This is a genomic window from Sphingomonas sp. PP-CE-3G-477 (genome assembly GCF_003050745.1).
In the GTDB taxonomy this organism is placed as follows: Bacteria; Pseudomonadota; Alphaproteobacteria; order Sphingomonadales; family Sphingomonadaceae; genus Sphingomonas.
Window position 1 is genome coordinate 126670 of the sequence record NZ_QAOF01000008.1, and the last position, 23562, is coordinate 150231.

At 62.6% G+C, this 23562-nt stretch carries 24 protein-coding genes, 1 tRNA gene and 4 pseudogenes; 12 read left to right on the forward strand and 17 right to left on the reverse strand.

Annotation, left to right across the window (positions count from 1 at the left end):
- The first annotated feature begins 49 nt into the window (after positions 1 to 49).
- Both C8J45_RS15175 and C8J45_RS15180 read left to right on the forward strand, forming a co-directional pair.
- Positions 50 to 349: an integration host factor subunit alpha gene (locus C8J45_RS15175; RefSeq protein ID WP_107963972.1), complete on the forward strand. Its 300-nt coding sequence runs from the start codon at positions 50 to 52 to the stop codon at positions 347 to 349.
- 4 nt (positions 350 to 353) lie between these two features.
- Positions 354 to 734: a MerR family transcriptional regulator gene (locus C8J45_RS15180; protein ID WP_107963973.1), complete on the forward strand. Its 381-nt coding sequence runs from the start codon at positions 354 to 356 to the stop codon at positions 732 to 734.
- Between the two features lie 92 nt (positions 735 to 826).
- Here C8J45_RS15180 and C8J45_RS15185 read toward each other — a convergent pair whose 3' ends face one another.
- Entirely contained in the window at positions 827 to 1342 is a 516-nt protein-coding gene (locus C8J45_RS15185) for a MucR family transcriptional regulator (RefSeq protein ID WP_258191481.1), read from the reverse strand.
- A gap of 1121 nt (positions 1343 to 2463) precedes the next feature.
- On the opposite strand from C8J45_RS15185, the gene C8J45_RS15190 reads away from it, so the two are divergent.
- The 4 genes from C8J45_RS15190 (at position 2464) to C8J45_RS15205 (ending at position 5310) form a co-directional block, all read left to right on the forward strand.
- Complete coding sequence (locus tag C8J45_RS15190; protein WP_107963975.1) at positions 2464 to 3153, forward strand: DUF4197 domain-containing protein; 690 nt, start codon at positions 2464 to 2466, stop codon at positions 3151 to 3153.
- 254 nt (positions 3154 to 3407) lie between these two features.
- Positions 3408 to 3608, forward strand: coding sequence for a 30S ribosomal protein S21 (gene rpsU / locus C8J45_RS15195; RefSeq protein WP_056052371.1), 201 nt, complete (start codon positions 3408 to 3410; stop codon positions 3606 to 3608).
- 13 nt (positions 3609 to 3621) lie between these two features.
- Complete coding sequence (locus C8J45_RS19420) at positions 3622 to 3822, forward strand: DUF5818 domain-containing protein (RefSeq protein ID WP_107964027.1); 201 nt, start codon at positions 3622 to 3624, stop codon at positions 3820 to 3822.
- Between the two features lie 177 nt (positions 3823 to 3999).
- The gene (locus tag C8J45_RS15205) at positions 4000 to 5310 is read left to right on the forward strand and encodes a site-specific integrase (RefSeq protein ID WP_107963976.1); all 1311 of its coding nucleotides are present in this window, start codon (positions 4000 to 4002) and stop codon (positions 5308 to 5310) included.
- Between the two features lie 207 nt (positions 5311 to 5517).
- Here C8J45_RS15205 and mobQ read toward each other — a convergent pair.
- Positions 5518 to 5985: pseudogene (mobQ, locus tag C8J45_RS15210) on the reverse strand (MobQ family relaxase); the annotation flags it as partial.
- Between the two features lie 171 nt (positions 5986 to 6156).
- Here mobQ and C8J45_RS15215 point away from each other — a divergent pair.
- Positions 6157 to 6483 carry a conjugal transfer protein TraD gene (locus tag C8J45_RS15215; RefSeq protein WP_107963977.1) on the forward strand — a complete coding sequence of 109 codons (327 nt, stop codon included), beginning with the start codon at positions 6157 to 6159 and terminating at the stop codon, positions 6481 to 6483.
- Complete coding sequence (locus tag C8J45_RS15220; RefSeq protein WP_107963978.1) at positions 6440 to 6709, forward strand: conjugal transfer protein TraD; 270 nt, start codon at positions 6440 to 6442, stop codon at positions 6707 to 6709. Before C8J45_RS15215 ends, C8J45_RS15220 begins: the two co-directional genes overlap by 44 nt.
- A gap of 16 nt (positions 6710 to 6725) precedes the next feature.
- Here the strand turns inward: C8J45_RS15220 and C8J45_RS15225 are convergent, their stop codons facing one another.
- From C8J45_RS15225 to C8J45_RS18960, 14 genes and pseudogenes are all read right to left on the reverse strand, one after another.
- Positions 6726 to 7634, reverse strand: a complete 909-nt coding sequence (locus tag C8J45_RS15225) for a HEPN domain-containing protein (RefSeq protein WP_107963979.1) — start codon at positions 7632 to 7634, stop codon at positions 6726 to 6728.
- Positions 7635 to 7704: 70 nt separating this feature from the next.
- Positions 7705 to 8061, reverse strand: a complete 357-nt coding sequence (locus tag C8J45_RS15230) for a sigma factor-like helix-turn-helix DNA-binding protein (protein ID WP_107963980.1) — start codon at positions 8059 to 8061, stop codon at positions 7705 to 7707.
- Positions 8058 to 8357 (reverse strand): annotated as a pseudogene (locus C8J45_RS15235) (zincin-like metallopeptidase domain-containing protein); the annotation flags it as partial. The gene C8J45_RS15230 and the pseudogene C8J45_RS15235, both read right to left, overlap by 4 nt.
- 107 nt (positions 8358 to 8464) lie before the next feature.
- Positions 8465 to 9457: a tyrosine-type recombinase/integrase gene (locus tag C8J45_RS15240; protein ID WP_107963982.1), complete on the reverse strand. Its 993-nt coding sequence runs from the start codon at positions 9455 to 9457 to the stop codon at positions 8465 to 8467.
- A complete protein-coding gene (locus tag C8J45_RS15245) occupies positions 9454 to 10395 on the reverse strand; it encodes a tyrosine-type recombinase/integrase (RefSeq protein ID WP_107963983.1) in 942 nt (313 codons plus the stop codon). The genes C8J45_RS15240 and C8J45_RS15245 overlap by 4 nt, the downstream gene beginning before the upstream one ends.
- A complete protein-coding gene (locus C8J45_RS15250) occupies positions 10392 to 11324 on the reverse strand; it encodes a tyrosine-type recombinase/integrase (protein ID WP_107964028.1) in 933 nt (310 codons plus the stop codon). Before C8J45_RS15250 ends, C8J45_RS15245 begins: the two co-directional genes overlap by 4 nt.
- A gap of 59 nt (positions 11325 to 11383) precedes the next feature.
- Positions 11384 to 11557, reverse strand: a complete 174-nt coding sequence (locus C8J45_RS19640) for a zincin-like metallopeptidase domain-containing protein (protein WP_308811357.1) — start codon at positions 11555 to 11557, stop codon at positions 11384 to 11386.
- Entirely contained in the window at positions 11476 to 11988 is a 513-nt protein-coding gene (locus C8J45_RS15255; protein WP_308811355.1) for an ArdC-like ssDNA-binding domain-containing protein, read from the reverse strand. Before C8J45_RS15255 ends, C8J45_RS19640 begins: the two co-directional genes overlap by 82 nt.
- A gap of 35 nt (positions 11989 to 12023) precedes the next feature.
- Positions 12024 to 12413, reverse strand: coding sequence for a nucleotidyl transferase AbiEii/AbiGii toxin family protein (locus C8J45_RS15260; protein WP_258191483.1), 390 nt, complete (start codon positions 12411 to 12413; stop codon positions 12024 to 12026).
- Positions 12400 to 13212: a type IV toxin-antitoxin system AbiEi family antitoxin domain-containing protein gene (locus C8J45_RS15265; protein WP_146168632.1), complete on the reverse strand. Its 813-nt coding sequence runs from the start codon at positions 13210 to 13212 to the stop codon at positions 12400 to 12402. Before C8J45_RS15265 ends, C8J45_RS15260 begins: the two co-directional genes overlap by 14 nt.
- Before the next feature lie 142 nt (positions 13213 to 13354).
- A pseudogene (locus C8J45_RS19645) lies at positions 13355 to 13546 on the reverse strand (integrase); the annotation flags it as partial.
- A 53-nt stretch (positions 13547 to 13599) separates the two neighbouring features.
- On the reverse strand, positions 13600 to 14151 hold the full coding sequence (locus C8J45_RS15275; RefSeq protein ID WP_258191487.1) for a transposase: 552 nt from the start codon (positions 14149 to 14151) through the stop codon (positions 13600 to 13602).
- Positions 14152 to 14205: 54 nt separating this feature from the next.
- A pseudogene (locus C8J45_RS19650) lies at positions 14206 to 14358 on the reverse strand (hypothetical protein); the annotation flags it as partial.
- Positions 14359 to 14901: 543 nt separating this feature from the next.
- On the reverse strand, positions 14902 to 15645 hold the full coding sequence (locus tag C8J45_RS18960; RefSeq protein ID WP_146168633.1) for a hypothetical protein: 744 nt from the start codon (positions 15643 to 15645) through the stop codon (positions 14902 to 14904).
- A 342-nt stretch (positions 15646 to 15987) separates the two neighbouring features.
- On the opposite strand from C8J45_RS18960, the gene C8J45_RS15280 reads away from it, so the two are divergent.
- Together C8J45_RS15280 and C8J45_RS15285 are read left to right on the forward strand one after the other, a co-directional pair.
- The gene (locus C8J45_RS15280) at positions 15988 to 16815 is read left to right on the forward strand and encodes a GPO family capsid scaffolding protein (protein WP_107963986.1); all 828 of its coding nucleotides are present in this window, start codon (positions 15988 to 15990) and stop codon (positions 16813 to 16815) included.
- The gene (locus C8J45_RS15285) at positions 16790 to 17404 is read left to right on the forward strand and encodes a tyrosine-type recombinase/integrase (RefSeq protein ID WP_107963987.1); all 615 of its coding nucleotides are present in this window, start codon (positions 16790 to 16792) and stop codon (positions 17402 to 17404) included. The genes C8J45_RS15280 and C8J45_RS15285 overlap by 26 nt, the downstream gene beginning before the upstream one ends.
- Positions 17405 to 17425: 21 nt before the next feature.
- Here C8J45_RS15285 and C8J45_RS15290 read toward each other — a convergent pair.
- Positions 17426 to 17501, reverse strand: a tRNA-Thr gene (locus C8J45_RS15290).
- Between the two features lie 167 nt (positions 17502 to 17668).
- On the opposite strand from C8J45_RS15290, the gene C8J45_RS15295 reads away from it, so the two are divergent.
- Together C8J45_RS15295 and C8J45_RS15300 are read left to right on the forward strand one after the other, a co-directional pair.
- Complete coding sequence (locus C8J45_RS15295; RefSeq protein ID WP_107963988.1) at positions 17669 to 18784, forward strand: hypothetical protein; 1116 nt, start codon at positions 17669 to 17671, stop codon at positions 18782 to 18784.
- A gap of 76 nt (positions 18785 to 18860) precedes the next feature.
- On the forward strand, positions 18861 to 23477 hold the full coding sequence (locus C8J45_RS15300; protein ID WP_107963989.1) for an NAD-glutamate dehydrogenase domain-containing protein: 4617 nt from the start codon (positions 18861 to 18863) through the stop codon (positions 23475 to 23477).
- Positions 23478 to 23562 lie beyond the last annotated feature (85 nt).

Genomic DNA, 23562 nt, shown 5'->3' on the forward strand with positions numbered 1-23562 from the left:
GTCGCCTGTCTGCTTGTGTAGGTAGTTCACCGAGTGTGGGAGCTTGCCAATGACGATTACCGGTACTTTGACACGAGCCGATCTGGCCGAATCGCTGCACGGCAACGTAGGATTGTCGCGCGCGGATTCGTCCAAGATCGTCGAACAGATCCTTGCGGAAATGTGTGGCGCCCTGTCGCGCGGCGAGAACGTCAAGATCTCGGGGTTCGGCACGTTCGTGCTCCGCGACAAGGGCGAGCGCGTCGGTCGCAATCCGAAGACGGGCATCGAGGTGCCGATCGCACCCCGCCGCGTGCTGACGTTCCGCGCTAGTCAGATGATGCGTGAGCGCATCGTCGGTGCCGGCTGAATCAATGTCGGGCGACGCCGACGATAACGGCGCGCCTCCCACTGGAAAAGCCGGCGCAGCGTTTCGAACGATAGGCGAACTGTCTCGCGAGACGGGGTTGCCGCAGCATATCCTGCGCTATTGGGAGACGCGTTTCCCGCAGCTTCGCCCCCTGCAACGCGCAGGTAATCGGCGTTATTACCGCGCCGAGGACATTGATCTGGTGCGACGGATCGACACGTTGCTCAACCGCGAGGGCTATACCGTGCGCGGCGTCCAGCAGTTGCTGGCGGCAGAGAAGACCGCGCCCATCATCCGGGAATCGACCCCATCGCCGATCCCGGCACTGCGCGCCATTCGCGCGCTGCTTGCCGAGGCGCTGATCGAGGACGGCAGCGCGGCCTAGCCAGGTGCGCGTCAAAGCGCGGTCGTAGAAACAATATCCGACGCGATCTTGCCGGTCGAAAAAGGGGGAAGGCCGTGCCCTCCCCCATGCACTCAGGCTTCGCTGCCGAGCATCTTCTTTGCGGCATCCAACGCTGCCTTGCCGCCCTTGCGAACCGTCTTCGCCGCGCCGTCGGCTGCCTTTTCGACGGTCGAGCCAGCCTTGCGGCCAAGACCGATCGACTTCGCCATCGCCCGGCGCGCTTCCGAATAGCTCGCCGCGACCATCGGATAGTCCGACTTCAGATTGAACCGCTCGCGATACTGCTCTGGCGTGAGGCCATTGGTCGACAGATGACGACGCAACGTCTTGTACTTCTTGCCATCAAGCATCGAGATGATGTGATCGGGCGATGCCAGCGACTTTCGCACCGATACCGCAGGCTCGGACGCAGACGTCGGTGCAGCTTCGGGTTCCACATCGCCATTGCCGGTGAGTTTCTCGACCGCAGCATGCATCGCCACGAGAAATGCCGGCACGTCGTCGGCAGCCGTACGCGTATTGGGGTTCGCCAGCCACGCTGCAGTCAGTTCGGCGGCAAGTTCGACCGTGTTGATTGTATCCGTCACGCTATTTCCTTGAATTCGTAATAATACCCTGTCGCAACTACCGGCGGCTTTGCTGCTGAATAATACCAAGGTATCCAGCATACGCTTTACAGACCCTTTTGTTCACTTAGCTAATAAAAACATCTTCATGTAGAGATGCTAGTGACGCAATTTTGGCCTATCGCGCCGATAAATGGACCCGGTCGTTGACCTTGCCTTATTCCCGGCTGGGTATTTAATTGAGGAGTTGCTCGACCAGAAGCGATACGACGGACCATCGACGAGATGCTTGTACTGGCCGGCACGCAACGCTCAGCGTAATCGCCGTTGAGCGCGCGATAGCTGCATCGCACTTTTGTCGTCCGATCGCCGGCACCCGCGCGTTCAATCTCGTACGCGCCACGCCTCCAACTCCGCTAGTCTCGCCGGATCGTGGGCCGCGAGTACTCCTTCGACATAGGAGTTGCGCGCGACATTACGCCCGCTATTTTCCGTAGCGATCGCCTAAGGCCTAGATCAACTCGCGAAGAAACTCCTTATCTAGCGCGTCAAGGTCGACACCCAGCGCTGCCCAGAGCCGCAATAATTACCATGCGCCTCGACACCATACTCAACTTGCTTCTCTGCGCGACATTTCAAAGCACTCGAACTGAACGATATGAGCAGCTTAGAGGAGTTATGGGGGCAGGTGCGTGCGACGCTGATGCGTCACGAATCGCTCAAGACCACAGCCTAAACGATGATTTGCCGTTGATTTTGTAGGGCTTACAGGACTCACATTTAGTGCTGTAGCCCTCAGAAAAGCTCGGATTTTTGCCTACCGCTGAATCCGTGGCCCCGGCGTGGCCCACTCAAAATTCGGTCCTTATTTCGGCTTCGAACCCATGCCTAATGGGGCACCCTGCTTTGCTCAGAGAAACCTGCGCGACCGTCGATTCGAGCCTTGGATTGAGCATTAATTCCGGTGAAGTTTGGCATCCACGGATCGTATGATTTTTAACGATACATTCCGGGACTGCCCAAGGCGCGAGCCCCGAAGCGCTTTGCCTATCGCGTCCGAAACTCGTTGTTCAGCACGCGTTATCACGGCTCGGATCAACAACAGTTCATCAGTTGAAGCTTTACAACGAAAGGTATGATCCATGTTCGAGCCATCCCGCAGATTCCTGGTGCTTGGCACGGCACTGCTGACACCGCTGCTTGTCCTGCCGGGGTGCGCGACGACCGGTTCGGGTGGGGATCTGACGGAGGGTCTCCGGCGGCTCCTTGGCATCTCCAGCCAGCGCGCGCTCGCCCGGCTCGTCACGGACAACGGATATGTCAACGACCCGGTGGCTCGTATTTCCCTGCCGGCCGGTCTGAACGATCGTTCGACCGCTGTTCTGGGAGCCCTGTTACGCTCGGCGCCGGTACAGCGCGAATTGGCGATCGCGGTAAATCGCGCTGCGGGCGATGCAGCTGACCGCGCCGCGCCACTGATCTACGACTCGATCCGCTCGCTGACGTTCTCCGATGCAGTGGCCATCGTGCACGGCGGCCCGACCGCGGCAACGTCCTACCTCGAGCGAGCGATCGGCGATCGGATCATTGACGCGATGTTCCCAGAAATTGGAGACGCGCTTCACCAGTTTGGGAGCGGGTCGATACTGGGGCCGGTCGTCGGCGCGGCGACCGGGATCGACATCCCCGCAATTCAGCGCGCTGTCACCGATCAAGCCTCGCAAGGTCTCTGGCGCGCTATCGGCCGGGAAGAAGCAGCAATTCGTTCAGATCCGGCACGTGCTGGAGATCCACTGGTCGAGGCAGTACTGAGCGGCGACTTGCTTCGTTGAACTCGTAGCTCCCCCTGGCCGCTACGCTCCACCCATTGCAAGCACGTGAGAATGCCCTCGCTTAGCTGATAGCCGCGAAGCACACTGCTCCGGCGCCGGAATAACGCGCCGCGATTGGCAGAAGATTCGGTTATCCGAAGAAGCGTTTTCTGGGTGGAGAAGATGCCGCTTATATGCGGCCTTCCCTTGGCAGCCGGCCCGCTCACCGGTAACTAGCCCAGCCGAGATTACCGACACAGCCAGGGCAAGCACGCATGCTGATTACCGTTCGCGATAACAATGTCGATCAAGCTTTACGCGCGTTAAAGAAGAAACTGCAGCGCGAGGGTGTGTATCGCGAGATGAAGCTGCGCCGCCATTATGAAAAGCCTTCCGAGAAGCGCGCGCGGGAGCATGCAGCCGCAGTCAGTCGCGCGCGCAAAGCCGATCGCAAGCGCGAGGAACGTGATCGCTGATAGGGATCTCGCGATGAACATTGGAACCCGAATTGACGAAACGGGCACGTTGTCACGCGATGGTGGTGCGTTCTACCTGCGCCGCGACGCAGGCGGACGCTATCAGCTGGAACTTCAGCGTACGCCCGTGGACCTGGTTGAGAAGCGTGTAAGGCTAGTCGGCACTCTCGTTGGCGCCGAACTGGTCAGCGCTGACGGGGTCGCACCAGCATAACGCGAGCGCATGATCTGATCTCGAAACAGGGCAATTGGTTGACCCGTCGCTTGGAATTACTGTGGCAGGCTGACCCATACCCGAACATCCGCGCCGAGCGCTAGACCTCTCGAAAGCGCACGTTCGCTCTGGCCTGTGCTCGAGTGGAGCACACCCTTGCATGCTATGCATGCGTAGATGAGAAAAGTTTCAGTAAAGTCAGTCGAACCAATCCTTAAAGTATCTAGCAGTTTAGGGGGCGATGATTGCTATCCGGTCCCGGAGCTGAACGGCCAGATAAATTCCAAAAAACCCGTTTCGAGCAAAGAACCTACTTCCTCAACCCGAGGAGGCTATGCAATCGAAAGTGCGTTTCTGGATGGGAACTACGCTCGCCGCAAGCATCCGACGAAACAGGCGGAATACACGATCTGGGATACCGAGCTGAAAGGCTTTGGGCTTCGCGTCCTGCCGAGCGGGAGCTGCTTCTGGACGGTTCGATCGCGCCAGCGCGGCAAACATATCCGGATAACGCTCGGTCGCCCCGACGAGGTCGCGGCGCTTCTGGCGCGGACTCAGGCTCGCCGACTGCTTGCCGAGGCGGCCGTAGACGGTCTGCCGAAGCAGAAGGCCGCCGTAAATGCGATCACGCTTGAACACTTCGTCGATATGCATTGGAACGACGTTGCACGGTACTGGAAGCCATCGACAGCCAAACGGAATTTCACGGCTTGGCGTGTTCAGCTAGCGCCCGTGTTCGGCGCCATGCGAATTAGCGAAGTGCGGTCGACCGATGTGCGGCGGTGGCGTGACGACTGCGCGGGCGATCAGGAGTCACAGTACAATCGTGCCATTCCGGTTCTTGGCAGCCTGGTCAAATATGCCGAGGCTCTCAATCTGCGTCGCAAGGGATCGAACCCCTGCCGAGGGCTCCCCCGATATAGGCGGGCGGCAAAGGAACGCTATCTCTCTCCGGTTGAACATAGCCGTCTCGGCGCTGCGTTGCGCGCAACAGACGACCGCTTCCCGTCACAGGTAGCGATCGTGCGGCTACTTCTCTTCACCGGCGCGCGCATCAGCGAAATCCGGGATCTGCGTTGGGAATGGGTTCGCCCCCCTCACCTCTTGCTGCCGGACAGCAAGACGGGACCGAAGACAATTTGGCTGAACAGCCAAGCGCTCGCGGTACTGGCTAGCATTCCTCGCCGCGAAGGATGCCCGCTCGTTTTCCCGAACATGGCCGGGACGAAACCGCTTACAATAGATCCGTGGTGGAGTGGCTTCCGTCTATCCTGCTCCATGCCAGATCTCAGGCTTCATGACCTGCGGCACAGTTTCGCGTCCACCGCGATCATGGACAACGTGCCGTTGGTAACCATTGGAAAGCTGCTGGGCCATGTCCTCCCGGAAACCACGGCTAAATATGCGCATCTGGCCGACGAGGTAATTGGAGACGCCGCACAGCGAATTTCCGGTTCGCTCGCTCAAGCTTTGGGATTACGGCCATGAGCAGGATATCACTGCGAGCAATCATTACGGAAGAACCGTCATCACTTTAGAGCAGAGACTCCATGACGCTTTCCTTGACAACCCGGCGGCCATCAGAGCCCTACGATCCGGCACGCTGGCACAGCGTCAGGCCTTTGGCTTTCGATCCGACGTAATCACGCGGGCCAAGACGATGTCGGGGCAGGTGTCCTCTAGGCAGGCGGATGGCACCTTCGAACCGAAACCGTCTTCGCCGATGCTCCGCGTAGACAGCATCACATGGGCATGCGGCTTGGGCAGTCCGTCCGAACCGATGTCCCAATGCACGTTGAGATCGGCGATCATGCCGCGATCGACGAACTCGACTTTCACGAACTCGCGCGCCAGCCGGATGCCTTCCGCCTGATCCAGCTCGCGGGGCAGCGCGAACTCGATCTCACGGGCGAGCTGCGCGTCCTTGCGGACCTCGACCGCCTCGACCTCGTTCCACAGCCGCTCGCGGTCACGCAGATGCTCGGGCGCGCCGTCCGGCAGCATGACTTCGGAATGCACGACGCCGGCCTTGTTCGAAAAGTCATGGGCACGATCGAGCCGCTCATCGCGCAGTCGCGACGCGGAGCGATAGGCCGCCGCGGCGAGCGCGCTCGAGCCGTTTGCGCGCGAGATCATCTTTGCCGAAAAATGGTAGATCGCCATGACGGCGATCCATCTACACTACACAAGCGACGTCGGCACGACGTATAAACCCGCCCTTCGAAGATTTCATCTATCTCGGGACGACTTCGTCCCACGCTGTTTCATTATATTTACGCTGATCGACTTCACCACTAACTGAGGCACCCTCAACACGTAATTGAGGACGACAGGATGCGCAAACCTCGCGACTACGATTCGGAACTGAGGGCGCTAGACGACAAGGCTAAAAAGTTACGCAGCGCTCGACGAACGCAGCTCGGCACGTTGGTGATCTCGACCGGCGCCGACGCGGTGTCGATCGAAGAACTGACCGGCGTGTTGCTTTCGGCTGTCGACACGAAGGACGCCGCGATCCGGGAGGAATGGCGCCATCGGGGTGCCGCCTTCTTTCAAACTTCGGGGCGTGGATCTGCAGGCAAAGCTGGTCGCGTCGCGAACGGCGGAGCGACGCGCGATGGCCGCGCGGCATCGGCTGCTGGCGACACGAAGCCGCAATGATACGGGCGACTGGATCGTGAAGCGGCGCGAGCGAACGCGGCATCTAATCGAACTGGGCGGACTGATCGCAAAGGCCGGACTGATCCCGCTGACCGACGACGATCGCGCCGTGATTTTCGGTGCGCTTGTCGAGGTCGCGGCGCGGTTGCGCGGTGATGATCGCGACCAGATGCTGATGCTGTGGCGCCGCCGCGGCAAACGCGCGTTCGATGACGAGCCCGACTGATTTGACCGACGATCGATTAACCTGCGGCTGCGGCCTCTCGCAGTCTATCAAGGCGCTCGCGGCATAGCGTTTCGACGATCCCGCGCAGGCGTTCGACTGAGACCGCCAGCGCGTCAAGATCGTCGGCAGTGATCGCGTAGCTCGGCGAGTAGCGGGCTTCGACATAGGCGCGCTTGAGCAACTCAAAACGGCGCCGATCAACCTTGCTTTCGCGTTGCCACGCCTCAATCAGACGAAGATCCTTATCCTCAGCGATCGACCGCAAGAATTTAATATTGTGGGATCGCGGAAAGTAGAGCGTGTGAACCAAAAGAAAGCATGCGTATGCCCGCTCCGCCGCCTGGTGAAGCATGAATGCCGCGTCCCGATACACGCTGTTGGTCACGCTGATATCCGCGAGCGCTTGTGCATGGATGGCTAAAGGCATCCAGAAATCACGATATCCCTGCGCCATCGCGTATGCGTCGGCGGGCGTCAGCGGCTTGGGCGTTGCCAGCGCATGACACGGCAGGTCGTAAAGCGCGATCCCGTCACGCGCGATGTCGACCCAAAAATATTCGCCGCGCGACAGCGCCTGATTCACCTCTTCGAGAGAATGGACGATGATGTTGACCGGTCGTGCGATGGCGGCATCGCGTAGGATCCTGTCCTCGGCGACGTACCAGTAATCGGCGATCTCGGTGAGGTCGGCGTGGCTGACGACGACGAGCAGATCGTAATCGGACTGATAGCCGTTCTCCGGCTCGTCGACCCAGTCGTCGCGCGCATAGCTGCCGAACAGGATGATCTTGTAGACCTTGCCGTTCCGCTTGTGCGGCTTGGTCGCCGTCGCGATCGCGGCGGCGAACTCGTCCAGCAGGATGCGCTGGATATGATCCAGCTCCGTCTGGTTGCGCTCGGGCAGATGATCGGCGTCGGACTTCATGTGCGTTACCTAACCGGGCAACGTGAATGCGCCAACCTCGCCCGGCGATCGCCGGGCGAGGTTGGCCGTTTCAGCGAAACCATCGCGGGAAATGTTTGTGGAACCACAGCTGCCATTCAGGGCGTTCGCCGCCGCGCCTGTAGCGACCAAGACGACGGATCGCCGTCCGCATCCGCCGCGCGACCTGACGCTGGCTGAGCCCGGTCACCTCGGCGATATGATCATAGCTGTAACCGTCGAGCCGGACCGCGAGGAATATCTCCCGCGTTATTCGCGGGAGCGACAGCATCGCCCGCTCCATCTTCGCCAATTCGTCCGGATGCACGGGCCCATGATAATCACCGGGCGCCGGATCGGTCGACCGCGCAGTCGACCGCGCAAAGGCGCGTTCCGCGCGCGCCTTCAGCTCTTCGGGACGGTCGGTCATGCCGCCATCTCCTGCCCTGCAACATCGACCCCCTCGGTACGGAACGCGAGCAGATAGTCGGCCGCCTTGCTCGCCTGACTGGCGGCGCGGAAGATCGCGCGGGAGTCCTCGCGCAGCACCTCCAGCCATGCACCGATGTAATCGGCATGGCGGACGGTCGGCACGATGCCCAGCTCCGCGCAGGTGAACGCGCTGCACATCTCGGCAACCAGTTCCTCGCGGGCATAGGAGGCACTACGCGGCGCGCCCTTCTGGTCACGGTCGAGCCGGCTCGGATGGCCGGTCCAGTGGCCCTTATGCCGATATCGGCATAAGGGCCATAATGCCGCGACCCGGATTATGCCGCACGGCCTCGTTCGGAGGTTGGTTTTCCGGGCATCGGTCGTGCGGCGGTTCGGCATAATCAGAGCCTTTCCAAGAACGCGAGGAGCTGATCATCTGGCCGGAAGCGGCCTGACGGTGTCGGCGGAGCGGCGACGCGAGCGAGGGCTTTCTCCTTCATCCGCATATCGGCGTGGATGTAGATCTGGGTGGTCTCGACGTTCTCGTGACCAAGCCAGAGCGCGATCACCGCTGGATCAACACCGTGGTGGAGCAGGTCCATCGCGTTGCTGTGGCGTAGCGTATGCGGTGTGACCCGCTTCGCGCCGATGCTGGGGCAGGCCCGCGCCGCCGTCAGGCAGTGCTTGCGGACCAGATGCTCCAGTGCATCGCGGCTCAGCCGTTCGCCCCGGATCGACGGGAACAGCGGCCTACTCACGTCCTTGTCGATGCCGATCCACGCGGCCAGCAGCTTAGCCGTGTCACGGCGCAGCGGCGTTGCGCGCTCTTTTCGGCCTTTGCCCATGCAACGGATGTGAGCGCCTGTTCCCAGCACGACATCGCCGCATCTGAGGCCGACCAGTTCGGATGCCCGAAGGCCGGTCTGGACGGCGAGCAGGAGCAGCGCGTGGTCGCGGCGCCCGGCCCATGTCGAGCGATCCGGCGCGGTCAGCAACGCTGCCATCTCGTCGGCATCGAGGAACGTCACCGCGCGCTTCACATAGCGCTTGTTGGGCATGGCGAGGACGCGCTGGCAGTGCAGCAGCCAGGTCGGGTCGGTCATCGCGACGAAGCGGAAGAACGACCGGATCGCGGCAAGCCGGGTATTGCGGCTGCGCGCGCTGTTGTGCCGCGCCGTCTCAGTGTGGACGAGGAAGTCGGCGACCAGATCGGCGTCGATGTCCTCGACCGTCAGCTTGACCGGCGGTTTTCCGCGCTGGGCGCTCGCATACCGCAGGAGCAGCCGGAACGTGTCGCGATAGCCGGCAACCGTATGACGGCTCGCTTCCAGCTGCGTGCACAACCGGTCGGTGAAGAAGCGCTGGATCAGCGCAGGCAAGGCGGCGGCGCTCATAGTGCCGTCTCCCCACCGATCACGGTGGCGCGTGCCATCGCCAGATCGAGCAGTTCCGGCACCGCTTCCAGATACCAGTATGTGTTGGAGGGATTGGTATGCCCCAGATAGGTCGTCAGCCGGATCATCTCGCGCGCTGGGTCTTTGCCGGTGCGGTACCAGTTGATCATCGTGCGCACCGCGAAGGTGTGGCGCAGGTCGTGGATGCGCGGTCCCCGCCCATGCCGCTGATACAGCTGCTGGGATCGCATGCCGATCCGCTGGCATGCCTGCGCGAAGTTATAGCGGGCCGAGCAGTCGGTAAGCCTCGTCGCCTTGTCGGTAACGAACAGCGGTGCGGCCGGATGGCCGATCAGCCGGTCACGCTCGGCAAGATAGGCGGCCAGCTGCGCGATGACGCTCGGGTCGAGCGGCAGCAACCGTTCTCGACCGAGCTTCCCGCGTCTGACGCGCAGCACAGCATGGTCGATGTCGATATCGTCGCGGTCGAGTGCCAGCGCTTCGCTAATCCTGAGACCAGTGATGGCGACCAGCCCGAACAACGTCGAGCAGGTCAGCCCGCGAAGGCCATAGATAGATGGCAGTTCGGTAGCCGCTGCGACGATCGCGCCGACCTCGGTGTCACTATAAATGTGCGGGCGGGGTCGCTTCGTGGAGTCGGGGAACAAGCCGCGCGGCGGCACCTCATGCGCCGGATCGAAGCCGCTCAGCCACTGCGCGAACAGGCGCACGACGCAAAGCCTCGCGGCACGCGTCGAGCGGCTCGCCTCCGCCAGCGTGGCGTGCCAGCGCAGGAACAGCGCCGTGTCGATATGGGCACCCCCTTCGCCATCGGCATATCGCGTGAAGCGGCGGAGGATGCGCTCGGCAGTTCGCAGGTCGTAGCCGAGCTTGCGACGAACGCTCAGATAGCGGTCGAGCTGAGACGTGAGGCTCATTGTCCGCCTCCCGTCACGGGCCAGGGCATTGCGACGGATCGTAGACCGTCGATGTCGAGCCGGGCATATATCATCGTCGATGAGCGCGAGCGGTGCCGCAGCACATCGCCCACCTCGTCGAGCGATGCGCCCGCGTTCACCAGCTGGGTCGCAAGGCTATGACGCAGCAGGTGCGATCCCACATAGGGAGTCACCGGCTTCTGGTCGGTCGCCTTCAACGCCTCCTTGAGGATCGCGTTGAGGATCTGCCCGTCTTTGAACGGTCGATACGGCGCGCGCTGTGCGACGAACAGGGTCCGGCAGGTCGCCGGCCCACGCTCGTTGCGAAGATAAGCGCTCAACGCGTCGCCTACCTCCGGCGAGATCGGCAAGCGGTCGTGCAGCTGGCCCTTGCCGCGCACCGTCAGTTCGCCGACACGCCAGTCGATGTCGTCGAGCTGGATCGCGATGACCTCGACCGCGCGCAAACCGAGCCGCGCCATGATCAGCAGCATCGCATAGTCGCGCGCGCCGTATCGGGGATTGCTGCGTGCCGAAGCGAGCACCGCCTCGACACCTTCCGGAGCGAGGTGCCGAGGAAGCCGCGCATCCCACCGCTTGGCCGCCTTGGGAAGGCTCAGCGCCAGATTGGTGGCCGTCACCCCGCGCGCGAACAGAAATTGAAGGAAGGCGCGAACATGCGTCGCAACCGTCTTGTCGCGGCGTCCTGTCGTCAGAACATGCTCGATGAAGCCGATGATATCGGCAGGGCGAAGGCCCGGCAGATTGATCGCTCCTTCACCGAAGCGATGATCGAGGAACCGGTCAGCAAACCGCAGCGTGTGATAGATCGTTCGCGGACTCAGGCCGCGCTGTTTGACAAGATAGTCTTCGAAGTCGGTCAACAGCACCGCTCGCGCGGTCCCCGCCTCGGTCAGAATGTCGGTCATGATCTTGATGCTCCAGGTTGTTGGAGCGTCGAAGATTATGCCGAACAGGTTTCGCGCGATCATGCTGACAACCGCGCCTTTTCGACGCCATGCGGCATAATCCGAGTCGCGGCATTATGGCCAAGCTCATGCAGCGCGGTCCGGTAGTAATTCACCTGATCGTGAAAAATCTGCTGCGGCGGCAGCTGGATGCGATCCGCCCCCGGTGTGTAGAACGCCGTGTCGCCACCGATGCCGATCTACGCGCCAGTCGCGGCCATAAGGCTTTCGGCGCAATCGATGGTCTCGCGCTCGCCGAGGAACGCCCCGCCGCCGACCGACAGCGCTTCGGGCAGCCCCTCACACTGGTCGACATTGAAAACGGTGAACCGCTTGAGGAACGCCACTTGCCGGCGATGCTCGTCGCTAGCCCGCTTTCCAGTTTCGACCCGTCCCATGGCTGCACCCACGGCACCCGCCCCGCCTCCAGCTGCGCGATGATCCGGTCGGTCACCTCAGCGTAGAGCGTGCCGGTGGTTTTGGTTGCGATGTCCTTTGCCATTTCCTCACTCCTTAAAATCACCGCAACCGGCGCCGGAATGGCGGGGTGGGCGGCAGGAGCGAACCGGCAGTCCCGCTGGAGCGGCGGGCGGCACCCGAAGGGCCGAAACAGAGTGGAGGACATCGGCGCAGCCGATGTTGCGACCCGCCGCGGCGGGACTAGAGGGTAGCGACGCCCACCCCGCCTACCGCACCGCGCAGAACCGGTGTCACTTCGATCTTGATCTGCACGCGGTCATGGCGAACCACGAGCTTCGTGATCTTGTTATCCGGTTGGAGCCGGCTCGGGGTGACCTTGGCACCCTTGATCCCCGCAGTGATCTGGCCTGCCATCCGCAGCATTGCGGCATCGATCGCGACCAGCGACGAAGGCCGGTCGGTGATGGGCAGGTAGGTCAGGTCGATATCGACCGAGAGCCGCGGCATATCGCGAATGAAGAGGTTGATCGCGGTTCCGCCCTTCAATGCGAACTCGGGTTCGCTCGCGACGAAGGGAAGGACGCGCACCAGCAAAGCGACTTGCTGGCGATAGGCATCAAGCAAGGCCAAGCAGATCCTCCGGGACCGTGATATTATAGTCTTTCGACAAGCGACCGCCCGGTACCAGAGCCCGCTTTCCGGCACCCAGATCGAATGCTGCGGGATCGACATGACGGCGCCACGCGTGGCGGTGGCGATCGGCGAAGAAGAAGAAGAGCCGCTTGACCTTTACGCTACGGCACTGGCTGAGCAGCAGCTTCAATCTGGTTGGGCTCAGATTGACCAGCCCTTCCGCGAGCACATCGACTTGATGAAAGCTCTCACGGTCAGGCAGCTCGTCGAGCAGTTCCAGAAAGGCGCGCTCAGGGGACGACAGGCGTAATGGCCATGTCATGCCCTGAGCTCCGATCATGAAATTGGCTGGTAAAAAGTCATCGGAGGCTTCCGGCGGTCCGCACGGATCAAGCGGCTCCTCAGGAAACAGCTTTGTTGCGTTGTGCCAGACAAATCGCACCTCTAGCTTCAACTTTGCGAGCCAGCCGGGCGGCTTGGCGGGGCCGTAGAGATGCACTTCGTGCCGTTCGCCGAGGTAATGGCGAAAACCCTGCTCTTCGAGAGCGGTGCGCCCGCCCACGGTCAGCGGATAACCCATGAAGCTCTGCAGCGACATAACAGCCTGTTGCCAGGTCAACGGCTCCTGCGCGCGACGATAGACACGTGGCGCGACTTGAGTGAGCCAGCCCGACTTGACGTATTGGCTGCGTAGCGACGACGAGTATCCGTGGCGGTCCAGCCATGCGGCATCGACCAGCACGTGTTCGGGCAAGCGCTGGAGTTGGTTTAGCTTTCGTGTCAAACGCTCAGCCATGTTAAGCATTATATGTCATTTATAAACCAGGTTCCAGTTTACAAATCACCGATATTCCGTCGCGAAGCTGCGCAACAAAAGGCGATCGCAAACCCTGTCCAGTTGCACCCCCGAGATGATAGCTAACAATGCCGCCGCGTCCTCATGCCCGGCTCCGAAATTTGCCCTTGATCACTTTTCCGCCGACGCGAAGTTGATCGAGGTAATCCGACCACCACTGAGCCATCTTAACTCTCTCGGCCCAGTGCGCACCGCGATGGTAGGCGGCACGAACCTTGTCTTTTTCGCCGTGCGCCAAGGCGCGCTCGATCGCGTCGGTGTCAATCGGCGTCCAAAAAGGACCCCCTATCGGCGTCCAAAAGAGGCTCTGACGCACATTTGATGATCTCAGAGCCATGCGGTGCCGACCAATCGCGCTTCGAGTAGGTCGAGTTTACCGCGTCCGTACATCTGGCGTTTGACGAGTTTGAGCTTGGTGATCTGCCCCTCGGTCTGCCCGTTTGACCAAGAGGTGACGATGGCGGCTCGAACCGCGGCTACGTCGCGTGCAATTCCATTGGCGAAAGACGCTACCAAGCTGCCTCGGCCACGTTCGATCCAGGGAACAAGATCTTCCTCTGTTTTGCGCCGGATCATCTCATGGAACCCCTCGACGACGGTACGAAACGACAGCGCCTCGAACCATGCCTCTTGATAACCGTACAACTGGTCGAGGAACATCGCCTTCAACTCGGCTGCCTGGTCGGCGGTGAAGTGGTTCTTCTTCGCCTTCTTCTTCTCGCCCGCGTTGCGGTTAGCGACCTTGTCGTTCAGATCGCCGGAATGACCGCCAGGTGCTTCATAGCGGCGGACCTTGGCCAAGCTCTCGACCTGGCGACGTAGCGCGTCCAACTCGGTATAATTGTCGCCGGTCTTCTTATCCTTGCAGATCAGCACCATCAGGCGCGTCTCAAGGCAGTCCTCCAGCTTGCGGATCGACGGCGCGTCCTCCCAGTTGTGCCGGCGTGCCCAGCTTTTCACCGTGTCGTATTTTACGTCCAGTTCGGAGCTGATCTGCGCCAGGCTCCAGCCGCGCCAGTACAGGCTGCGCGCTGGACGTACCCGTTCTTCCACGGGGATGGTGAGGGGGTCGGCAAGGATTGACACGGCGGCGCCAGCGTAGCGATGCCGTAACGCTCGCCGCCCCCCTCGGCTCTTGTAGAATGTATTTCTACAAGAGCGCTGGCGTAAAATCCGATTTTGGAAACCCAACCATCGGCAAGCGCCGGCTATCTGGTCATTATATCTAGAATACCAGCATGGTATAATTCGAACGGAAAATTCTGTTTAACGTATTTGTGTCATGGGGCCTTCGTAAACTGACCACCGCCAACAAGTCCCGGTCCATTCATCGTAACCGTAAATGTTTGGCCCGCCTGCAACTTTGGAGCGACGCCGCTATCTATAAATCCAGGCACGGTTTCACCGTAAACAAACTGCGACCGGCATGGCACACTATCAGGCGCAGTTAACGTCCATATAGGGTTCAGCTGATCATCAGATTTATAAACCTTTACATCATCGCTACATGCGGGATCACCGTCGCGCGTCGATGTAAATACTATCTTGCTGCCGTTTTGTGACATGGTAACTTCAGTCTCTCTCTGGCAACCGGTAGCCAGCGTTGATACTAGTAATATTATAAATGCTCTAGAGCCCATAGACACCACTCCCCGCCAAACGGCTACGCAACCTTCTTGCTGCTGCTGAATTTGCCGGGTCGGAATGTCGACGTGCAACCGAATAATCGCCAACCATCTGAGCCTGAGCTTCAATCGTCTGCTTAGCGTATGGATTATCCCCTGCCTTGTAGTCATAGAGCTTATTAGCATCTCCGCCTACTCGAGCCAGTTCGGCGGCATATCGCGCTCCAAATACGGAAAATCCTAGTCGAGCGTACTGCACTACATGAGAGTATTCATGGAGTATCAGTCTTATACTTTCATCGCTTCGATCAAGATTCTTGTAATCAATCAGCTTTGATCCCCATCGCAAGTAAATGGTATTTCCTATGGTAATCGCCGGATTACCTTTGATGAAGGCCGCCAAGGCGACGACCGAATATCCCGGCCCAGGAACAATTCTGACCAACGATGGGGAAACCGCACGGCCGTAAGCACTCACGACGAGGCGCCGCTCCGCCGCCGTTAAGCTGCAAGCGTTTGGCCCGCGGTCCTTGTCAGCAATTGCGTTCGCTTCGCTGTGCAGCAACTTACCTAACATCGACATGTATTCTAAGGCCGCCCGCCGAACGTCAGACACCGCGCGATCAATCGCGTTCGTTGAGGCTGAGGCCGCGGCGTTTATTGCTCGGTTGAGCAGAAAAAATTCCACCTGCGATAAAACGCGCTGCAAGGCTTCCAGACGCGCTGGAGAAAAGATCGATGCTGCCATTTAGATGCTCACCTTGCCGACCGATTGGTAGCATAATTGAGATGGTCGAAATTGTAATGTGTGAATCGCTGAATCGTAACGTTTCCGCTATCGGAGCCAGCCGTGGCGGCCGAGACTACCGCGCATAACTCCAGTTTAACCATCGGAGAGCGCCGATGGAGCCAGCTTCGTCGGCGGCGCACTGCTTCGCTCAGCGCGCGTTTACTGCATGGAGTCCTCATCAACGTCTTGTAGAATGCCTTTCTACAAGACCGACCGCTTGAGGATGCGGCCCTCTTCGTCACTGTTCGAAATTATCAAACGGCGCCCGGCGCGCCGCAATCGAACCGAGGACCAGCCGCCATGGGCACCAAGAGCAAGCCGTTCCGCTCCTTCGTAGAAGGTGAGACCATCAGCGATGGCCGCAAGGTCACTGCCGAGATGATCGACGAATGCGTCGCGACATTCACGCCCGCCACCTACAGCCCGCGGATCAACATCGAGCATGTGTCGGGCTACAGCCCCGAGCCCCCGTTCAACGGGTACGGCGACGTGGTCGCGCTCGAAGCGAAGACCGACGACATCGTCATCGCGGGCAAGACGGAAAAGCGCCGCGCGCTTTACACCACGGTTGAAGGCAACGATCAGCTCGTGGCCCTCGCAAGGGCCGACCAGAAGCCATACCCCTCGGTCGAACTCACCCCCAATTATGCCGGCAGCGGCAAGTTCGGCATCATCGGCCTGGCGTTCACCGACACGCCCGCGTCGATCGGTACCCAGCGTCTGCAGTTCTCGCACCGCGCGCCTGGCACCGTATTCGCGTCGGCCGCGGACGCCGTCACCATCGAATTCGAAGCCAAGAAGGCCGATGACGAGAAGGTCGATAGCATCGTCGATCGTTTGTTCGCCTCGGTCATGGCCAAGTTCAAGACGGCCGAGCCCGACAAGCAAATCGAAGAGCCGAAGCCCAAGCCGGCCAACGACAATTTCGATCCGGCATCGTTCGCTTCCGACATCAAATCGATCGTCACCGGCGTCGTGACGGCCGCGCTTAAGCCGATCACGGAGGCGCAGACCGCCCACCAGCCCGACTTCGCCACGCTCAAGACGCAGCTCGGGAACACCGAGCAGCCGGGCTTCTCGCGCTCGCCAGCGTCGGGCGGCGGTGACGACGCCGTTACCGACTGCTGATCGCCAGCCACCCGCCCAGACCGCCAAGCCTTCACAGGAACCGTCCCGATGCTCAACGCAACCCGTAACAAGTACAACGCCTACAGGCGCGCCGACGATCGACCTGAATCCCCAGGGCCGCACGCAGAACAAGAAGCACCGCGCCGTCCTGCCGGTTCTGCCGCTGCTCGATCGCTGGCTGCGCGAAGAATACGAGACGTACACGGCGCTTCCCATTCCGGATCGCGCCGGTCGGGGCTGGCTCGTGAACTATCACGGCCGCGCCATTCAGGACGTCGATCGCGCGTGGGATACAATGCTCACGAACCTCGACATGCCGGCCGGCCGCGAGTGGCGTCCATACCTGCTGCGCCACAGCCTCGCGACGCTCGTCCGTAACAACGGCGCGGAGAAGTGGGATCTCGAAGGCTTCATGGGCCACCGCGCCGGAAGCCAAACCGAGGTCTACGCCATCGGTGAATTCCCAACCGTCGTGCGCGCCCTAAACCGCATCATCGCCAAGATCGAGAAGCGTGCGCCGGGCTCGATGCACCGGACCGCTACCGGAGCCTGCGTCGCTGAAAAGTTCGCTGGAGACAATAAAATGTGAGTGTTTTCAACAACTTGTCGATGGTGCCGCTTACAGGACTCGAACCTGTGACCCCCGCATTACGAATGCGATGCTCTACCAACTGAGCTAAAGCGGCCCGACGCTGGATGTATCCGGTCGAGGGGGCGGCGCTTAACAGGGCTTTTTTGCGCTGACAAGCGGTTTGCGTGTTTACGGGTCGTTCACCATGGGGGTGTAGATGTATAGCGGTGACTTTGGGGGCCAGTCGGCATGGATCGAGTTTGTGAGCTGAGCGACGGGCCGATGGGAGTCCGGCGCGACGGGCAACACGGGGGCGTTGACGCGCGCACGGCGTTCGTCCGCGACATGGCGGACGCCGGCGTCAACGACGTGATGTTCGACCTCGGCGGCGACGAGCGACGGATGCACGTCCGCGCCTACAACCACTGGGTGTCGCTGCTGAACGGTCGCCCCTACCCGTCGATCGCCAACCTCGAACCCGAGACGATCACCGATTTCGGACCGCACAGCGTGCTGCTCGACTTCAGCCGCGGCATGGGCGACCCGAAGATCGCGTATCTCGGCCGCGCGCTGCGCGAGGAATGCGGGCTGGAAGGGCCGATCGCGACGATCGCCGACGTGCCGAGCCGCTCGCTGCTCTCCCGGCTCACCGACCATTACCTCCAGATCATCGCCAACCGCGCACCGATCGGCTTCGAGGCGGAGTTCGTCAGCAGCCGCGGCCGCACGACGCTGTACCGCGGCATCCTGATGCCGTTCTCGTCGAGCGGCGACTCGATCGACTTCATCTACGGCGTCATCAACTGGAAGGAACTCGCCGACGCGGACATGCTGGAGGCACTGTCGGCCGAACTCCATGCCTCGGTCAGCACCACCCCGCCCGCACAGTCCGCGCCGTCGGACGGGGCGCAGATCTGGGCAGATGGTCCAAGCGGCGGGTTCGATGCCGAACCGCCGACCCCATACACCCAGGCACAGGCAATCCTGTCGGACGACGATCCGCTGCCCGCGGACGTCATCGCCGGACCGCTCGGCGATCAGCTGACGATGGCCCGCGAGAGCGCTGCGCAAGTCCGTGACGCCGAGACGCGAAGCCGCGCGGCACTCCACCGGGCGCTCGGACAGGCGCACGACCTCGCCGTGTCGGCCGAATATGACGGCAACGACGGTGCGGCGCTGTGGTCCGCGCCAGGCCTTCCCGGCGAAACGGAAACGACGACACGGATCGTCGCGCTCGTGTTTGGTCCCGCGTTCGGCGCGGCGCGACTGGCGGAGTTCGCCACGGTCCTGCGGCATGCGCGGCGCCACCATGTGCCGACCGGAGGACTGCCAAGCTTTCTCGACGGGTTCGGTAGTGACCTGACCATGATCGCCGAGGCCGAGCACGGCGCGATCTAGGTGCGTTGCAGCATATCCCTTCGCACCTGCCACAAGGGTTGAGCTAGCCGGAAGGCGGGCGCATAGGCCCTGACCTATGGCGAACCAATCGTTGAAGACGCTCACCGAAACCCTCGCGGGCCGGCTGACCGAACGGGCCCTTCCGGGCGAACTGAGGGACTTCGGGGCGAGCGAGGTCGCGCAGGCCGCGGCGTTCGTCGCCGCGACCGCCGCGCACCGCGACGACGGTGCGCCGGCGATCGCGATCGAGCCGATCAGCGCGGACGACACGCGGCGGCGGATGCGCCTCGCGATCGTCAACGACGACATGCCGTTCCTGGTCGATTCGATCGCCGCGGCGATCGGTGCGCAGGATATCGCGGTAGACCGGATCATCCACCCCGTCGTCCGCACGACACGGGCGCCCGACGGCACGCTGCATGCTATCGACGCTGATGGCCAGGGTGCAGGCCGCCCCGAATCGATGATCTATCTGGAGATGGAGCGTGCCGATGCGCGCGACCGTCGCGGGCTGATCGAGGACCTGACCGCCGTGCTGGCCGACGTCCGTGCCGCCGTTACCGACTGGCGCGCGATGCAAGCCGCGCTTGACGACGATATCGCCAAGCTGCCCGAGGGCGAAGGCGCCGCTCTGTTGCAGTGGTTTCTGAACGGGCATCTGACGCTGCTCGGGCATCAGATCTGGCATCGTGACGGGAGCGGCCATGCCGCGCTCGGTATCGCGCACAACGAACACCGCGTGCCGATCCTTGCCGAGGCCTCACGCGCGCTCGCGATCAAGTGGTTCGAGGCGGGCAACGACGCGCCGTTGCTGCTGAAGTCGAACCTGATCTCGACTGTTCACCGCGCCGTCCCGCTCGACTTGGTCGTGGTGCCGGTGATGGAGGGCGCGACGGTCGCCGGGCTGTCGATTTACAGCGGGCTGTGGACCAGCGCCGCGCTGGCCGCGATGCCGCGCGACGTGCCGGTATTGCGCACGCGCCTGGCGGCGATGAAGGCCAAATTCGGGTTCGATCCGCGTGGTCATGCCGGCAAAGCGCTGACGCATGCGTTCACGGCGTTGCCGCACGACCTGGTGATCGCGTTCGCACCCGATGCGTTGGAGGATCTGGCACTGACGGCGATGAGCATCGCGGATCGGCCCCGGCCGGCGCTCGTGCTGGTCGAGTCCGCGCTCGGGCGTCACCTGTTCGGGTTCGTCTGGCTGCCCCGCGACGACGTGACCAACACGCGCCGTGTCGCGATCGGCGACATGCTGGCGGAGGCGGCGAATGCCAGCGTGCTCAACTGGTCGATCGCGTTGGAGGACGGCGAGGTCGCGATGATCCGCTACACGCTCGATCTGCGCGGCGATGGCCGGATGCCCGACGTCGCACCGCTTGCGCTGCGGTTGCAGCGGATGGTGCGCGGCTGGGTATCGGACGTCGAGGCTGCCCTCGTCGAGACCTTGCCGCCGCCACGCGCTGCGCGTCTGGCGCTGAAATGGGCGGCTGCGTTCCCGCAGAATTATCGCAATCTTAGCACGCCTGCGGAGGCTGCCGAGGATATCCAGCGGATCGCCGCGCTGGCCGATACGGACGCGCGTGGCGTGCGCCTCGTCCCGGGTGAGGCCGGTGCCGATCCACAGCTGAAGATCTACAAGCTGGGTGGCGCCCTCCCCCTGTCGGACGCCGTACCGGTGCTGGAGAATTTCGGCTTCCGCGTGATCGGCGAGCTACCGACGCGGTTGCGTGACGACAGCGTGCCGTTCGTGCATGACTTCGTGCTGGAGGCGAACGACGCCGCGCAACAGAGCGACGCGCCCGTGCTCGAAGGCGCGATCGCCGCAGTGTTGGAAGGCGCGGCCGAGAACGATGCGTTCAACCGGCTGATCGTCGAACTCGGCATGCGTCCCGAGGCGATCGTGCTGTTCCGCGCGTGGTTCCGGTATCTGCGCCAGGCGGGGCTTCCGTATGGCCTGACCACCGTGGTCGATGCATTGCGGCGTGCGCCGAAGGTTGCGGCGGCTCTGATCGCGCGGTTCACCGCGGTCCATCATCCGCAGCACCCGGGCAACGCGATCGAGGCGGACCAGGCAATCGAAGCCGGGCTCGATGCGGTCACGGCGATCGACGACGACCGCATCCTGCGCGCGTATCGCAACCTCATCGCGGCGACTCTGCGGACCAACGCGTTCACGCCAGCCGCATCGGAAGCGCTCGCGTTCAAGCTCGACAGCCATCTGATTCCAGGCCTCCCCGCCCCCGTGCCGTGGCGCGAAGTCTGGGTCTATTCGCCCCGCGTCGAAGGTATCCACCTCCGCGCCGGCCCGGTCGCACGCGGCGGCCTGCGCTGGTCCGATCGTCGCGACGATTTCCGCACCGAGATCCTCGGACTGATGAAGGCGCAGCGCGTCAAGAACGCGGTCATCGTGCCGACCGGCGCGAAGGGCGGCTTCTATCCCAAGCAACTTCCCGCCCCGTCGAACCGCGACGCGTGGCTGGCCGAGGGCACCGAAAGCTACCGGATCTTCATCCGCACCTTGCTGTCGATCACCGACAACATCGTCGAGGGCAAGGTCGTCCATCCCGACGGCGTGACGATCCTTGACGGCGAGGACCCGTATTTCGTCGTCGCCGCTGACAAGGGCACCGCGACGTTCAGCGACGTGGCGAACGCCCTCGCGCTCGAACGCGGCTACTGGCTGGGCGACGCGTTCGCCTCGGGTGGCTCGGTCGGCTACGATCACAAGGCGATGGGGATCACCGCGAAGGGCGCGTGGCTGAGCGTCCAGCGGCACTTCGCCGAACGCGGCCTTGACGTGCAGAGCGAGAGCATCACCGTCGTCGGCTGCGGCGACATGTCGGGCGACGTGTTCGGCAACGGCATGTTGCTGTCGAAGACGCTGAAGGTCATCGCGGCGTTCGATCACCGCCACATCTTCCTCGATCCCGATCCAAATCCGGCGACCAGCTGGGACGAGCGCAACCGGATGTTCGCGCTGCCGCGGTCGAGCTGGGCGGATTACGATGCCAGCCTGATCTCGAAGGGCGGCGGCGTGTTCGCGCGCACCGCCAAGGTCGTGAAGCTGTCGCCTGAGGTGCAGGCTGCGCTCGGCGTGACCGCAAGCGAGATGGAGCCGGGCGCTTTGATCTCGGCGATCCTCAAGGCACCGGCCGACCTGCTCTGGTTCGGCGGCATCGGCACCTATGTGAAGGCGGCATCGGAGGCGAACGTCGCGGTCGGCGATCCAGCCAACGACCGGCTGCGCGTCAACGCCGAGGATCTGCGCGTGATCGCGATCGGCGAAGGCGCGAACCTCGGCGTCACGCAGGCGGCGCGTATCGCGTTCTCGGCGCGCGGGGGTCGGATCAACACCGACTTCATCGACAATTCGGCAGGCGTCGACTGCTCGGACAACGAGGTCAACATCAAGATCGCGCTCAACCGCGAGATGATCGAAGGGCGGCTCGACTATGAGGACCGCAATACGCTGCTTGCCAGCATGACCGACGACGTCGCGCATCTGGTGCTGGAGGACAACCGCCTCCAGACGCTGGCGCTGTCGATCGCCGAGGCGGACGGCGCGGTCGCGGTGCCGAGCTATGTGCGCGTGATCGAGATCTTCGAGGGCGGCGGTCGGCTCGATCGTGCGGTCGAGGGGCTGGCATCGAACGATATCCTGCTGCGGCGCGGCCAAGATGGCCTGGGGCTCACGCGACCTGAACTGGCGGTGCTGCTGGCGACCGCCAAGCTCGGGTTGCAGGATGCGATCGAGCATAGCGATGTCGCCAAGGACGACGCTTTGAAGCCGGATTTGCATGCTGCCTTCCCGGCGGCGATGCGCGCGCGGTTCGAGACGGCGATCGACGAGCATCGGCTGCGGTCCGAGATCGTCGCGACCAAGCTCGCCAACCGGATCGTCAACCGTCTTGGCATTCTCTACCCGTTCGAACTGGCGGAAGAGGAAGGCGCGGCGATGGGCGATATCGCGGCGATGTTCGTCGTCGCAGAGCGCCTGTTCGACCTACCGGCCTTGTGGGCGGAGATCGAGACGGCGGTGATGCCCGAGGCGGCGCGGATCGCGCTGTTCGACGAGGTGGCGGTCGCGACGCGCTCGCAGATCGCCGATCTGTTGCGCGTGTCGGCGCCGGGCGCGGTGCCGGGCGACGTGCTCGCGCGGCTGGCGAAGGGGATCACGCAGCTCGACAGCCAGACCGCGGCGTTGCTGCTCGAAGAGGCGAGCGCGCAGAGCAACCGTATCGCGGGGCAGCTCGAAGCGGTCGGTGCGCCGGGCGATCTGGTGCGCAAGGTCGTTCGCCTGTTCGAGATGGACGGCGCAGTCGGGCTGGCGGATCTCGGCGAGCGGATGGCGCTCGACGAGGCGGTGGTGACGCGGGCGTTCACGCATCTTGGGCAGGCGCTGGGACTCGACTGGGCGCAGGCGAATGCGGCGCGGATCAGTCCGACCGATCCGTGGGAGCGGTTGCTGGTCGCCGGGCTGGCACGCGATTTCCAGCAGTTGCGGCTGGAGTTCCTTGCGCGGTGTGGGGCGCAGGATCCGCAGGGTGCGGTCGAGAAGTGGCTGCTGACGAATGCGGCGCGGGTGGCGCAGTTCAAGGCGGTGATCGACCGCGCGCGGCACGCGGCGGTGCCGAACGCGGCGATGCTGGCGCAGATCGCCGGTCAGGCGCGGGTGCTGCTGGGGCGGTAACTGCTGCCCCTCTCCCCGCCGGGGAGAGGGAGGGGCCCGCACGCGCTTGCGTGTGGGAGGGTGAGGGGCGTGAGGCTCGGGACTT

Coding starts and splice junctions, on each gene's coding strand:
- C8J45_RS15175 (WP_107963972.1), top strand. CDS start 50: ATGACGATTACCGGTACTTTGACACGAGCCGATCTGGCCGAATCGCTG.
- C8J45_RS15180 (WP_107963973.1), top strand. CDS start 354: ATGTCGGGCGACGCCGACGATAACGGCGCGCCTCCCACTGGAAAAGCC.
- C8J45_RS15190 (WP_107963975.1), top strand. CDS start 2,464: ATGTTCGAGCCATCCCGCAGATTCCTGGTGCTTGGCACGGCACTGCTG.
- rpsU (WP_056052371.1), top strand. CDS start 3,408: ATGCTGATTACCGTTCGCGATAACAATGTCGATCAAGCTTTACGCGCG.
- C8J45_RS19420 (WP_107964027.1), top strand. CDS start 3,622: ATGAACATTGGAACCCGAATTGACGAAACGGGCACGTTGTCACGCGAT.
- C8J45_RS15205 (WP_107963976.1), top strand. CDS start 4,000: ATGAGAAAAGTTTCAGTAAAGTCAGTCGAACCAATCCTTAAAGTATCT.
- C8J45_RS15215 (WP_107963977.1), top strand. CDS start 6,157: ATGCGCAAACCTCGCGACTACGATTCGGAACTGAGGGCGCTAGACGAC.
- C8J45_RS15220 (WP_107963978.1), top strand. CDS start 6,440: ATGGCCGCGCGGCATCGGCTGCTGGCGACACGAAGCCGCAATGATACG.
- C8J45_RS15225 (WP_107963979.1), bottom strand. CDS start 7,634: ATGAAGTCCGACGCCGATCATCTGCCCGAGCGCAACCAGACGGAGCTG.
- C8J45_RS15230 (WP_107963980.1), bottom strand. CDS start 8,061: ATGACCGACCGTCCCGAAGAGCTGAAGGCGCGCGCGGAACGCGCCTTT.
- C8J45_RS15240 (WP_107963982.1), bottom strand. CDS start 9,457: ATGAGCGCCGCCGCCTTGCCTGCGCTGATCCAGCGCTTCTTCACCGAC.
- C8J45_RS15245 (WP_107963983.1), bottom strand. CDS start 10,395: ATGAGCCTCACGTCTCAGCTCGACCGCTATCTGAGCGTTCGTCGCAAG.
- C8J45_RS15250 (WP_107964028.1), bottom strand. CDS start 11,324: ATGACCGACATTCTGACCGAGGCGGGGACCGCGCGAGCGGTGCTGTTG.
- C8J45_RS15255 (WP_308811355.1), bottom strand. CDS start 11,988: ATGTCCTCCACTCTGTTTCGGCCCTTCGGGTGCCGCCCGCCGCTCCAG.
- C8J45_RS15265 (WP_146168632.1), bottom strand. CDS start 13,212: ATGGCTGAGCGTTTGACACGAAAGCTAAACCAACTCCAGCGCTTGCCC.
- C8J45_RS15275 (WP_258191487.1), bottom strand. CDS start 14,151: ATGGTGCTGATCTGCAAGGATAAGAAGACCGGCGACAATTATACCGAG.
- C8J45_RS18960 (WP_146168633.1), bottom strand. CDS start 15,645: ATGGCAGCATCGATCTTTTCTCCAGCGCGTCTGGAAGCCTTGCAGCGC.
- C8J45_RS15280 (WP_107963986.1), top strand. CDS start 15,988: ATGGGCACCAAGAGCAAGCCGTTCCGCTCCTTCGTAGAAGGTGAGACC.
- C8J45_RS15295 (WP_107963988.1), top strand. CDS start 17,669: ATGGGAGTCCGGCGCGACGGGCAACACGGGGGCGTTGACGCGCGCACG.
- C8J45_RS15300 (WP_107963989.1), top strand. CDS start 18,861: ATGGCGAACCAATCGTTGAAGACGCTCACCGAAACCCTCGCGGGCCGG.